The sequence below is a fragment of the Streptomyces sp. NPDC002133 genome (assembly GCF_040296405.1).
Lineage (GTDB): Bacteria > Actinomycetota > Actinomycetes > Streptomycetales > Streptomycetaceae > Streptomyces.
Genome location: NZ_JBEOXF010000078.1, coordinates 1 through 12,613 on the forward strand (window position 1 = coordinate 1; position 12,613 = coordinate 12,613).

The window sequence follows — 12,613 nt, forward strand, 5'->3', positions numbered from 1 at the left end:
AACGTCGACGCCGGAGAACTGCGCGCGATGCTCACCCGCTTCCCGCAATCGGCGCGCGGACGGGCCGTGATCAGCGCGAGGACCGCCCCCTCGGCATCGAGTGGCGAGCTATAGGCACCCTTTATACCCCTATTACTCGTGATCCCCTACCGGAGCCACGCGGAGCCGACTACGGTCCTTCCTGCACTACTTGAGATTCGCAAGTCAGGGAACCTGCACCAAAGGACCACACGTCATGCCCTGCAACGCCCTCGACTTCACCGGGCAGAAGGTCGTCGTCATCGGCGGTACCAGCGGTATGGGACCGATCGTCGCCCGCCGAGTCCTCGAGGGCGGCAGCGCCGTCGCCGGCGGTCGGACCGAGGCCGGCGCCATTCTGCGCATGTGCCCTCGTCGAGCATGGTGAGTCGCCCCGGCCCAGGGGTGGCCGACTTGCTGCTCCGGTGGCCGGTCGGACGGTAGGCGTTCCGTCGCAGCAGGCTTCGGTGCTCCGGAGAACGCGGTGCCAGTGTGGCCTCGTCAGGGCTGCGTCAATGCAGTTACGCCGTCCGTCAGCGCGCCCGCGACCAGGCGGCGACGCCTGTCACCGCTGGTCGGACCATCTACGCGAAGATGATCAGAATTGAATATGTGCTTAACGCAGCATTTTTTTGTCCATGTAGTTGATCGATCAGCTACCTCGATTGACCGAAGAGTTCACCATGAGAACTGACACCGCGACCGAGGCGGACACCGCCTTCGCGTCGCACCGCTCGACCGGCCGGGCACATCGCTCACAAGGAACCGGTCCGCTCTCCCATCGCGCAGGTAGATCCGTGCAGCAGCCCTTCAGTGGCGTGTCGATGGGCGCGGGCATTTTGCGACTCCTGGCGCCGCCTGTGCCGCAGCGCCTCACCCGATGCGCCGATCGCATCCGAACCGGCAACCACAGCACCGCTGTTGAGCTCGGGCGGCATCGTTGAAGTCTGCGATGCGCGCCCCCCTGACGCGGTCGGTCGCCGTGAAGCGGACGTTGCGTCACGCGGGCACGGGAGCGGCGGCGCTTGCCCTGCTGTACGCGGCCCTCATCGCGCTCTTCCCCGGTGACCGAACGCACCTGGGCCTGCTGGAGTTGGCGCACACTGTGTCACAGGTCCGGGCCATCGCCCCCTTGGCCCTGATGGCGCTGATCCTGCTCTGGCTGGCCCACCGGCATCCTGCGGTCTACGCACGCGCGGCCATCGCGTTGCTGCTGTCCGTCACGGCCGGTCTCGTCTTCGCCGAAGCCGTGTCCGTGCGCGGGCTGCCGACGCCCGAGGCGTCTGTCGTCCGTGACTACGTGGCGCTGCCCGGAGCCCTCGCGGGTTGGTACCTGCTGATGGGGCTGGCATTGGCCGCCGGCCTGCCAGCGGTGCGGGCAGGCGTCGCCGTGATGGTCATCGCTCTGTCCGCGGTCGCGATATCCGTCATGACCGCCGGGCACCAGATGCAGGGCGCGGCGTGGGCTGCGGGTGTGCCTCTTGTGGCGTGGTACGCCGCAGGACGTATCCAGCGGCCGGGGACACGCATGCGCGGGACCGCGGACGACTGGGAGCCCGAAGGCCGGCTCCTGCCGTTCCGGCCTCGTGACGAGGCGACGCCGCAGGAGCGGGCCACCGTCTCCGTCCCGCTGCGGAAGGCGGGCTGACGGCCTTGGACATCGATGGTTTCATCGAGGCGGCCGGATGGTGGTCCTACGCGGTCGTGTTCGTCGCGACAGCCAGTGAGACCAGCGCCTTCATCGGGGTGCTGGTCCCCGGGGAGACCATCATCCTCCTCGCGTCCGCCATCGCGGGCCGAGGCGACCTCAACGTCCTCGTCGTGGCCGCCGCCGCCGTGGCCGGGGGAATCACCGGCGACAACCTCGGCTATGCGCTGGGCCGTCGGTGCGCACGGCATCCCGGCAGACGGCGCTCACGCAGGGCAGACCGCCATCACCACCCGCACGGACACGCCCAGGCATTTCTGGTACGTCACGGTGGCGCGGCAGTGTTCATCGGCCGGTTCATCGGCTTCGTGCGGACCTTCCTTCCCTACGCCGCCGGCATGTCGGGCATGCCGTACCGCCGCTTTGTCGTCTACAGCACCGCCGCGTCGCTGGTCTGGGGCATCGGCAATGTGCTGCTCGGCTACTTCGCCGGGGCGGCCGCCGTCGAGTTCCTGCACTCGGCCGGCCCGATCGGCATCGTCGTGTTCGCCACCGTGGCCGTGGCGGCCTACGTCGTCGTTCGGCTCCGGAGACACCGCAGACGCCGACTCGTCGCGCCGACCCCGTCCCGGGTCGTGGCGTACGGCGAGGCCAAGCGGGCCTCCGATGCCTCCGATCAAGGGCCGGCACACGCTTTCACGCACTCACAGGAGTAATGACCCATGCCAATCGACGATCTCGAACTGGCGGTCGTACCGCTGGACGCCCCTGAGGCAGAGGACCCGAACCTCACCGGCGCCAAGGCCGCGAACTTGGCCCGCGCCGCGGTGGCGGGGCTGCCCGTGCTGCCCGGCTTCGTACTGGTGCCCTCGGAGCGGGCGCCCGAGGCCCCCACCGGACAGAAAGCGGTGCAGAACGCATGGCGCGCGCTGGCCGGCGCACACGGTTCCGCGCGTGCGGTCGTCGTGCGCTCCTCCTCCGTGTACGAGGACACCGAGTACTCCTCGATGGCGGGGCGCTTCGAGTCGGTGCTGGACGCGCGGGGCTGGCAGGAGTTCACCGCGGCGGTGTGGACCGTGCTCGGTTCCGCCCGGCAGGTACGGCCCTTGCGCCAGTCACCGGATGCCCTGCCGGGCGACGGGATGGCCGTGCTGGTCCAGCCCATGCTCAGGTCGACCGTAGGAGGCGTGATGTTCGGCGCCGACCCGGTCGAGGGACGTACCGACCGCATCCTCATCAGCGCGGTACGCGGCGGCCCGGACCAGCTGGTCGACGGCAGCACTCAAGGAGTGCGCTACCAGCTCACCCGGCGGGGCCGGCTCGTGCGGGCGGAACCGGCCGATGCCCGCGACGAAGGGCTGCTCCCGCACCGGCGGACCGCACGTCTGGTGGCACTGGCCAAGAAGACCGAGCGGGTCTTCGGCAGCCCGCAGGACATGGAGTTCGGGTTCGACGCCGAGGAGCGACTGTGGCTTTTCCAGGCTCGGCCCATCACGGCCATGGCCGCGCGCCCGCCGCGCGGCGCCCGCCTGCTGGGCCCGGGCCCGGTCGCCGAAACCCTCCCTTCCGTCCTCCAGCCGCTGGAGGAGGACCTGTGGGTGACAACGATGTCCCACGGGCTGACCGTGGCCCTGGACGTCGCCGGAGCGGCATCCCGGCGCCGGCTGCGCAAGGTGCCCGTGGTGACCACCGTGCAGGGCCGTGCCGTGGCCGATCTGCGACTGCTGGGCGCGGCACGCCCCCGCCATCCGTTCCTCGAGCGCCTCAATCCCGCGCCGGGCGCACGCCGCGCCGCGGCGGCCTGGCGGGTGGGCAGGCTGCGCAGCGCTCTGCCGCTGCTGGCGCTCGACCTGATGGCGGACGTGGACCGCGCACTGGCCGGCTTCCCGCCGCCGCGGGAGATGCTCGGCGGGCAGTTGCTGGACGCGGTCGGCTGGGGCCGCACGGTGCTGTCGGCCCTGCACGCCCAGGAATCGCTCGCCGGTGCGCTGCTCGACGGGGGAAGCGGCTCCACTGCCGCGGGAGAAGCGCTTGCGGAGCTGGCCGAGGGCCGCGCCCGGGGACTGCAGGATGCGGAACTGATCGAACGTCACCCTGTTCTGCTGGCGCTGCTGCCGCCTGCGCTGGCCGACCGACCGCCCCTGCCTGCGCCGATCGGGCCGACCGCGTTGCCGCGGGGTGCGGGGGCGCTGCCGGTGCGTGAGGGGCTGCGGCTGCGCGTCCGCTGGGTGCAGGAGATGCAGGCCCAAATGGTGAGGGAACTGGCCCGCCGGCTCGGCGCGGGTGCCTGCGAACTCGGCCTGTCCCGCCTGGCGTTGCTGCGGTGGGAGGAACTCGTGCGGGTGGCACGGGGCGACGGGCTTCCGGCCGGCTTCGCCGAGCGGGTGCCGCGTACGGACGCCGGTGTGCTGCCGGACGAGTTCCGTCTGGCGGCCGGCGTTCCTGTGGCCGAGCCCAAGTCCGGTCTCCGTACGCCGGGGCAGGGGTCGGGCGGCGGTTTCGGCACCGGCACGGCCTGGGACGGCCACGGCGAGCGCCCCGACCACCCGGTGCTGGTGGTCCGCTTCCTGGATCCCCGACTGGCTCCCCTGCTCCCGGATCTGGCCGGGCTCGTGGCGGAGACCGGCAGCCCCCTGTCCCATCTGGCTCTCCTCGCTCGCGAATACCGCGTTCCCACCGCGGTCGGCGTACCGGGAGCGACCGAGCGCTTCCCCACTGGCACGCCCCTGGCCGTCGACGGCGCGACCGGCGCGGTGACCGTGCGCGACCTTCCCCTTTCAACGTCCCTCGCCGTTCCGGCACGACAGGAGGCAGCAGCGTGACGGCCATCCGCTTCGCCGGTTACTCCGCTGGCGGAATGTCCGCCGCCTATGCCGGCTACTACACGGTGCTCTACCTGACCAGATGGGAATGGCAGCGGGCCCTGATCTCCGCGGTCCTGCTCGTCATCGTCGAGGTCTTCCTCGCCACCGTCCTGCTGCTCACCCGTTTCGCCCGGCTGGAGAACCGGCTGGAGGAGTCCGAGGCCCGCGCGGAGGATGTGCGCAGCCGACTGGAGCAGACCAGGACGCCCGCTCGAAACCGCTTCGCCTGGCTCGCCTCCACCGATCCGGATGCGCTGAACGGCACGCAACGCACCTTCGTCTTCGTGCCCGTGCTGATGGTCGCGGGCGCGGTCCTGTCCGGAATCGCGATGGTCATCCAGAAGATCGCCGGCGCGAGCGCCGGGCCGGGCGCGGAGCGCCGGCTGGCCGCACGTCTGACGGCCCTGACGGCACCACCGGTCAACGAAGCGGTCTCGCTGGTGGAGCGCCCGGCCGTGGCCCCCGCCCGTCCGGGACGCAGAGCGCTCACCGTGGCGGTGGCCGCGGCGAGTCTGCCCGTCACCGTGGTCCTGTGGTCCGCACTCGCTGACGCGACCCAGACCCGCCCCGAGCGCACGCCCGACGCATCACATACGACCCTGGTCTTCGAGATCGAGACCCACGGGGAGCAGGACTCCGAAGTCGTTCAGCTCGCTGCCAACGACCTCTGGGAGACCTGCCGCCGCTCCACAGCCGCCCGGAACGACAACGCCGGCCTCCAGCGGATGGGCGAGCGCCTCTTCGCCGGCGTCGTCAGCCCCGCGCTGCCCCCGCACGACCTCATGCGCCTGCGCGGCTGCATCCAGGACGCGAACACACACCGTACGAGCGCCGTCGTACTGGACTGACCCGCGACACACAACCTGGTTTCCACTTACCCATTTGGAGAACCATATGAAAATACTCGCTTTGCGCAGCCGCTCATTCCGGATCTGCGTCGCAGCCGAGCGCCGAGAGCTGAGGAGCAGATGGCCAGGGGGCGACTCAGACAGTGCGCCGTCGTCGCCGGCGCGGGGCCGCATCGGCGACAAGCCCGGCGCCCTCACCGATGTCGTGCCCCCCGGCGTAATCCTTACTGACGCGCTCGCGTCGACCACGATGGAGTTCCGGGAGCAGGTCCCCGCGTTGGTGCGCTCGTGGCGGTTGGACCGTACCGAGGACGTCGCCGCGATGCTGGCCTTGCTCTTCTCCGGCGGTGGCGGCTACGGCAACGGGACAGTCCCCGCTGCTGAACGGCCTCGGCAGCACGTCACCTGAGCCCAAGGCCGGGGAGGGCGCGGCCGACAACCGGGCCCCTCCCTGATGCCACGCTCCCCGCACATCCCCACGACCGTGCGACCTCCCCTTCATGAGCAGCGAAGAACCCACCCTGGGAAAGGAAGTCATGGCTACATACATCACCGACATTCAGGCCGACCACTCCTGGCCGGCGAGTTTCCTCCCCGGCCCGGGCACCGGCCGGCATCGGGGCCCGCGCGCCGAGGACGATCGCTGCACGCCCGCAAGCGACACCGCTGCAAGGCGCGGCCGTCACCGCAGAACCGCTCCCGGCCCCCCGATTCAGCCGACGGAAGTCCTCCACAGCCACAGCCACGAACCCGCACAACCGCACACCCCGGACGAAGGCGCGCGCTCCGGTTGGCAGCACCACATTGCCGTTGGCCTCGCAGCAGCCGAGACTTCCCCACGGCACGAGGAAGCACCAAGTGCATGCGTCGGCGTACTTGAGATAGTGGCTCTGGCAAGATTTTCGTAGCCGGAGATCATCTCGGTGCGACGGTGGGCCGGTCCGCGTAGCGACGGCGTTGGTGGGCGATCAGAACGACCGCGCCCCCGGTCCCATCGCGAGCATGGCCATCCATGCCTGCGCAGCGGGTGACCAGTTGGTGAGTCGTGAAGTCGCGCAGCTCCTAACGGAGCGCGGGGTCGGCGGACGCGAGCATGACGAGTCGCCCCGACCCGGGCGGCAGACCCGCTGCTGCTGCGGCCGGTCGGACTGCAGGCTGTCCGTCGCTTGCTTCGTGCTGCCCCTTCCCGAAGGGCGCGGTACTAGTACGGCCTCGTCAAGGGCTGCCTCAAGGCAGTTGCGCACCTCGCCGGTGCACACGCGGCCAGTCAGCGACGCCGGCCACTGCCGCCCGTGCCACCCGTGAAAGCAACCACATCACATCCCCATACATGCTTGACTTGACAACTACTGCGACACATGTGGCTGATCCATCAACTACAGCAACCAACCGAGGCGTCGGACGTTCCCCCTCATGCGGACACCGAGTACTTGTCGATGGCGGAGCACTCCGAGTCGGTGCCAAACGCACGGGGACGGCAGGAGTTCACCGCTGCTGTGCGTACCGTACTCGCTTCCACCTGGCAGGTCCGGCCCCAGCGGCAGTCCCCGTTCGCCCTGCCGGGAGACGGGATGACCGTGCTCGTCCACGACCGTCCTACCTCCACGTCATGAGCAGCGAACAACCCACCCTGGGCCGAACAACGGAAGCGAGGCGAGAGCGATGAGTGGGAGCAAACCGTGGAGTCGACGGTCGCAGATCGTCGGCCGCATCGAGGACGTGCGCCGGGTGTGCGCGTTCTTCGAGGACGCCTCCGGGCGGGGCCGCGGCTTGCACGTGGTCGGCGAGGCCGGCGTCGGCAAGACCACACTGCTCGACGCGGTCGCCGAGGCGGTGAGGGCGTCCGGCACGCGGGTACTGCGCGCCGACGGCGTCGAGTTCGAGGCGGACATCTCGTTCGCCGGGCTGCATCAGATCCTGATGCCGGTGCTGGACGACGTCGAGGACCTGCCGTCCGAGTACCGCCAAGCACTCCTGGTCGCACTCGGCTTCGGCACCGGTCCTGCTCCCGACCGGCTTCTCCTGGTCAACGCCACCCTGGCCCTGCTGCGGCAGACAGCGGACCAGGCTCCGCTCCTGCTGATCGTCGACGACCTGCCGTGGCTGGACCGGGCCAGCGCCGTGGTCCTCAAACTCGCCGCCCGCCGTCTGTCCGGCAGCCGGATCGGCTTCCTGGCAGCCTCCCGGACCGGCGGGGAGAACATGTTCGAGGGCAGCGGCCTGTACGAGATCGACCTGGCACCGCTCGACGACGACTCGGCGCACCTGCTGCTCGCGACCCGCCACCCGGGGCTGGCCGCCCAGGTCCGGGCACGGGTGGTCGCCGAGGCCCGCGGCAATCCGCTGGCCCTGACGGAACTGCCGGAAGAACTCACCGGACCACAGCGGACCGCTCAGGAGGAACTGCCGGCGGCGCTGCCGCTGGGCGAACGCCTGCGTGCCCTGTTCGTCACACGCGTCGCCGTCCTCGCCGAGGCCGCACGCCGGCTGCTGTTGCTGGCCGCGCTGGACGGCACCGGCGATCTCGCAGTCCTGCACCGCGCCGCCGGGCAGGACACCGCCGTCCTGACGAACCTCGCCACCGCCGAGCGTGAGCGCCTGGTGCGGATGGACACCGCCGCCCGGCGCCTGACGTTCCGTCACCCGCTGATCCGGTCGGCGGTCGTGGCGGCCTCCACCCCGGCCGAGCGCCGTGCCGCGCACCTGACGCTGGCCGAGGCACTCGCCGACCGGCCGGAGCGCCGGGCCTGGCACCTGGCCGAGGCGGCGATCGAGCCGGACGAACAGGTGGCCCAGCTACTCCAGGACGCCGGGCACTCGGCACTGCGGCGCGGTGACGCGGCCGGCGCGGTCACCGCGCTGCTGCGGGCCGCCGATCTGAGTCCTTGGGGCGGCGACCGCAGCCAGCGGCTGGCCGAGGCGGCCTACCTCAGCGCGGAGACGACCGGCGACATCGCGGGCGCGACGGAACTGCTGCAGCGCGCGCAGCACCCCGATCCCATCAGAGGCGCCGCCCTGTACGCGGCTGCCGCCGCGGTGTACGTCCTCGTCAACACCGAAGCCGACCTCAACACCGCGCACCAGCTGCTGGTCGACGCGATCGAAGCGGCCGGACCGGAATACGATGCCGGTGACCGGGCTCTTGTCGAGGCGCTGCACACCTTGCAGCTGGTCTGCTGGTGGAGCGGTCGCGAGGAGCTGTGGGCGCCGTTCGTCGAGACGGTGGGCCGGCTGAAGCCGGCCCCGCCGCCGGTGCTGGCGCTGGCCGCACGGACGTTCCCCGACCCGGCGCGCACTGGCGTGGCGGCCCTGCCCGGCCTCGACGAGGTCCGTGAGGTGCTGCGCCGGACACCTGATCCGACGGTGCTGGTCCGCGGCGCGATGGCGACGGTCTATCTCGACCGGGTCGGCGAACTGCGCGACCGGCTGTGGGAGTTGGTCCGTCGGGGCCGTGACGGCAGCGGACAGGTCCGCCGGCATCTCGGGGCGCTGATGAACCTGTGTATGGAGGACTTCCTGACCGGCGAATGGCAGGAGGCACAGGAACTGGCCGACGAGGGAGCAAGGTTGTGCGACGCCGGGTATCCCTTCTTCGCCTGGTATTTCCAGTACAACCAGGTGCTGCTGCACGGGGCACGAGGGGAGACGGAAGCGGGGGAGGCCCTAGCCGAACGGATGGTGCGCTGGGGGACGCGCCGCGGCGTCGGCACGGCCGCGGCCTTCGCCCACCAGGCGCGGACCCTGGTCTGCCTCGGCGGCGGCGACTACGAGGCCGCCTACCGCCACGCGACCGCCCTCACTCCGGCCGGGAGTGTGGCTCCGTACGTGGCGCACGCGCTGTGGGGCGCCTACGACCTGGTCGAGGCGGCCGTGCGCACCGGCCGGTACACGGAGGCCGCCGCGCACGTGGCGGCCCTGCGCGAGCTGGGGATCGCTCGGCTGTCCGACCGGTACGCGATGCTCGTCTCGGGCGCAGCCGGCCTGTGCGCCCCGGACGAGGAGGCGGTCGCGCACTTCGAGCACGCGCTGGCGGTGCCGGGCGCGGACCGCTGGGTCTTCGAGGCGGCGCGGATCCGTCTGGCCCTCGGTGAGCGGCTGCGGCGTACCGGCGCCAAGGGCCCGGCCCGCGAGCCGCTGACCGCCGCCTTGGACGCCTTCTCCCGGCTGGGGGCCGCACCGTGGGCGGAGCGGGCCCGCAAGGAGCTGCGCGCGGCCGGCCGGGCGACCCGGCCCCGGACCACATCGTCCCTGCTGACGCCGCAGGAGCTGGAGATCGCGGACCTGGCGGCGTCCGGCCTGAGCAACAAGCAGATCGGGGAGCGGCTCTACCTATCGCACCGGACCGTCGGCTCTCACCTGTACAAGACGTATCCGAAACTCGGGATCACCACGCGGGCGGCCCTGCGCGACGCGCTGGCCGCGATGGACGAAGTGGCCTGAGCCCCGCGTCGGGTACGTGCGCTCTGCGTGCCTCAGGTCCTGCCGAGCTCACCGACGTTGCCGAAGACACTGTCCGGGCCCGGTTCCGGGGCGAGGACCACGGCGGTTCGGCTTGCGTGGGAGACGGCATCGCTGACGCGCGGGCTGAAGAAGGCGCCGAACTGATGCGGACTGAGCACGACAAGTTCCGCGCCGGCCTCCTCGGCGGCCTGGGAGATGACATCGGGTACTTGCCCGGCCAGGGCGTGGACGGTCCCGCCGTGGGCTCCGGCTTCCAGCCCGCGGTTGGCCCCGAGTGCTTCCTCGAGTCGGCGTGCGGTCGGCTTCTGCGGGAAGGCCGGCATCGGCCCGGTGCTCGAGGCGGGGACGTGCAGCATGGTGTCCGGGTGCCTCGCTGTGCGCCGCGGGGACGGTACATCCGTCCCCGCGGCGTCAACAGGCCGTCGAGTCCTCCGTCAGTGCATCAACGCCGAGTGACCGCCCTGCCGTCACACCAGACCCTTGAACTCCACGAACTTCGGGTCCCGCTTGAGTGCCGCCCACTCCTCCTTGTAGGGCACCCACAGTTCGCGGGCGGCATCGGAAACGGGCGACTTCCAGTCCCGGAAGAACTCGGCCATCATGGCGGTCGTCGTCATCGGCACAGCGCCCGCCTGGATGAGCCTGAGCATCGCGGTGTCGTGAATCTCCTTGGTCGCGTCACCCACCGCGTCAGCGACGATCGCCACCTCGTAGCCATCGGCCATCGCGTCGACCGCCGGGTAGGCCAGGCACACCGACGTGACGAGGCCCCCCATCACCAGCTTCTTGCGGCCGGTCGCCTTGACCGCCTCCACGAAGCCGGCATCCTCCCAGGCATTCATCTGGGATCGGTCGATCTCCTCGACATCCGGCAGCTCCGCCCGGAGCGACGAGATGGTGGGCGTGTTGACGCCCATCTCGACGCCGACCGTGCTGAGCACCACCGGGATACCGATGGCCTTTGCGAACTTTGCCAGGTAACGGGTGTTGAGCTCGATGACCCTTCGGTCCTGCTCGAAGATCAGGTCGAGTACACCGTCCTGATAGTCGATCAGCACCAGCGCGCACTCCGACATATCCCATATGGGTGACTTCTTCGCGGTCATCTCTTTGCCTTTCATGGGGCTTGCTTGCGATGACGAGTCTTGCTGCGGCGACGTGTGCGCCACATCTGTCGCGCGACTGACGTTTGACACACGCGTTCGGCACGGTCATTCGACGGTCGTGACGAGCGAAGGGCATATCGCGGAAATCCGGGCCGGCCATGAAGCGCCGGTGAACCGCCGACTTATATGGCAGGAGCAGTACGTGGCCGGAGCGGTCGTCCGTAGCGTGCTGTAGGGCGCCGGCTGGGCTGACTCGTGAACCGCTTGCCGACCCATGGCCCTCCCGGGGTGTGTTGCCCATCTGAGGTTCCCGACTTGTATTGGCCGTAGCGGTGCGCGGTCGGGTTGGCCGCTCGTAGCGTTCCGTAGGACGCCGGGTTGGATGGCTCGTGAGGTTCCTGCCGCCCCTCGGGGCTGGCCCGCTCGGGGTGTGCCGCCAGCCCGGTGTCCGGCCACGGTCTGACTCAACAGAGGCGTGTCCCGACCAGCGGTTCCCGAAGTCGGCGTGTCGGCCGTGGACGTCCTGTCATCCGGCCGTGAGGAACGAAATCCCGTGATACTGCTTGGTGTTGACCCGCACAAGTCCACTCACACCGCTACCGCCGTCGACCCTGTCTCGAATCAGCAGGCCGGTTCGCTGAGGATCGAGGCGAACCTGGCGGAGTACCGGCGTCTCTTGACCTGGGGCCGCCGCTGGCCGCAGCGCAGGTGGGTGGTGGAGAACGCCAACGGGCTCGGCCGCCACCTGGCCCAGTGGCTCGTCGCCCGCGGCGAGACCGTCGTCGATGTACCCGCCTCGGCGACCAGCCGCGTCCGCCGGCTCACCCGTGGCGGAGGCCGCAAGAACGACCGGATCGACGCTGCCGCCGCGGCCACGGCCCACATCCACGGAGACGGGCGTGAGGTGAACGTGGACGACCACAACACGGCGCTGGCCCTGCTCGACGAACGACGCGTCAACCTCGCCCAGGCCCGGGTCCGCACCGTCAACCAGCTGCACGCTGTGCTGCGTGATCTGCTGCCCGGCGGTGCTCCGCCTCAGCTGTCGGCGGACCAGGCCGCCGCGCTGCTGCGCACGGTCCGCGCCGCCGGCGACGTCGAAAAGGTCCGCAAGGACCTTGCCCGCGACCTGGTCACGGAGATCCGGGCGCTGGACAAACGACTGGCGGAGAACGCCGTACGCATGGAGGAACTGGTCGCGTCCTCGGGCACCACGCTGATGAACACGCCCGGCGTCGGGCCGGTGCTGGCGGCACGGCTCGTCGGACGCGTCGGACGAGCCAGCCGCTTCGCCACCGCTGCCGCGTTCGCGAACTACACCGGCGTCGCTCCGGTCGAGATCGCCAGCGCGGACAAGGCACGCCACCGGCTCTCACGCTCCGGCGACCGCCAGCTCAACTCCGTCCTCCACACCGTCGCCGTCACTCAGATCAGGATGCCGAACTCCCCAGGACATGCCTACTACCAGCGGAAACTCTCCGAAGGAAAGACACCCCGGGAAGCCAAGCGCTGCCTGAAGCGCCGTCTCGCCGACCACGTATGGCGCATCATGATCGCCGACGAACGCAGGTCCAAACACCCGCTGCCTCAGGCGACTTGACAAGACACAGAGGCACCCCGAGATGCGGGGATGGGTGACAGAGGGTCAGATGGGTCTCAGGAGAGGAG

General features: G+C 70.5%; 10 protein-coding genes. 8 read left to right on the forward strand and 2 right to left on the reverse strand.

The annotated features are described in order from the left end of the window. Positions 1-235: 235 nt before the first annotated feature. The 7 genes from ABT078_RS38150 (at position 236) to ABT078_RS38180 (ending at position 9,818) form a co-directional block, all read left to right on the forward strand. Positions 236-406 carry a hypothetical protein gene (locus tag ABT078_RS38150; protein WP_351236271.1) on the forward strand — a complete coding sequence of 57 codons (171 nt, stop codon included), beginning with the start codon at positions 236-238 and terminating at the stop codon, positions 404-406. Positions 407-970: 564 nt separating this feature from the next. Further along, complete coding sequence (locus ABT078_RS38155; protein WP_351236273.1) at positions 971-1,666, forward strand: hypothetical protein; 696 nt, start codon at positions 971-973, stop codon at positions 1,664-1,666. A gap of 5 nt (positions 1,667-1,671) precedes the next feature. Beyond that, positions 1,672-2,382: a DedA family protein gene (locus ABT078_RS38160; RefSeq protein WP_351236275.1), complete on the forward strand. Its 711-nt coding sequence runs from the start codon at positions 1,672-1,674 to the stop codon at positions 2,380-2,382. Between the two features lie 6 nt (positions 2,383-2,388). After that, positions 2,389-4,488 (forward strand): PEP/pyruvate-binding domain-containing protein, encoded by a 2,100-nt coding sequence (locus ABT078_RS38165; RefSeq protein WP_351236277.1) that lies wholly within the window; start codon positions 2,389-2,391, stop codon positions 4,486-4,488. After that, entirely contained in the window at positions 4,485-5,378 is an 894-nt protein-coding gene (locus ABT078_RS38170; protein ID WP_351236280.1) for a hypothetical protein, read from the forward strand. Before ABT078_RS38165 ends, ABT078_RS38170 begins: the two co-directional genes overlap by 4 nt. Positions 5,379-5,583: 205 nt before the next feature. Beyond that, positions 5,584-5,787 carry a hypothetical protein gene (locus ABT078_RS38175; RefSeq protein ID WP_351236282.1) on the forward strand — a complete coding sequence of 68 codons (204 nt, stop codon included), beginning with the start codon at positions 5,584-5,586 and terminating at the stop codon, positions 5,785-5,787. A gap of 1,253 nt (positions 5,788-7,040) precedes the next feature. Continuing rightward, entirely contained in the window at positions 7,041-9,818 is a 2,778-nt protein-coding gene (locus tag ABT078_RS38180; RefSeq protein ID WP_351236284.1) for an ATP-binding protein, read from the forward strand. A gap of 32 nt (positions 9,819-9,850) precedes the next feature. On the opposite strand, the gene ABT078_RS38185 is transcribed toward ABT078_RS38180, so the two are convergent. Together ABT078_RS38185 and ABT078_RS38190 are read right to left on the reverse strand one after the other, a co-directional pair. After that, on the reverse strand, positions 9,851-10,195 hold the full coding sequence (locus tag ABT078_RS38185; protein ID WP_351236286.1) for a universal stress protein: 345 nt from the start codon (positions 10,193-10,195) through the stop codon (positions 9,851-9,853). Between the two features lie 111 nt (positions 10,196-10,306). Next, on the reverse strand, positions 10,307-11,035 hold the full coding sequence (locus ABT078_RS38190; protein ID WP_351236288.1) for an isochorismatase family protein: 729 nt from the start codon (positions 11,033-11,035) through the stop codon (positions 10,307-10,309). Positions 11,036-11,498: 463 nt separating this feature from the next. Here ABT078_RS38190 and ABT078_RS38195 point away from each other — a divergent pair, with 463 nt between their 5' ends. Further along, positions 11,499-12,545 (forward strand): IS110 family RNA-guided transposase, encoded by a 1,047-nt coding sequence (locus ABT078_RS38195; RefSeq protein WP_351236290.1) that lies wholly within the window; start codon positions 11,499-11,501, stop codon positions 12,543-12,545. The last annotated feature ends 68 nt before the right edge of the window (positions 12,546-12,613 follow it).

Bases quoted from the DNA above. Each gene is read 5' to 3' on its own strand.
- ABT078_RS38185 (WP_351236286.1), bottom strand. From the start codon at position 10,195: ATGCTGCACGTCCCCGCCTCGAGCACCGGGCCGATGCCGGCCTTCCCG.
- ABT078_RS38155 (WP_351236273.1), top strand. From the start codon at position 971: ATGCGCGCCCCCCTGACGCGGTCGGTCGCCGTGAAGCGGACGTTGCGT.
- ABT078_RS38165 (WP_351236277.1), top strand. From the start codon at position 2,389: ATGCCAATCGACGATCTCGAACTGGCGGTCGTACCGCTGGACGCCCCT.
- ABT078_RS38180 (WP_351236284.1), top strand. From the start codon at position 7,041: ATGAGTGGGAGCAAACCGTGGAGTCGACGGTCGCAGATCGTCGGCCGC.
- ABT078_RS38150 (WP_351236271.1), top strand. From the start codon at position 236: ATGCCCTGCAACGCCCTCGACTTCACCGGGCAGAAGGTCGTCGTCATC.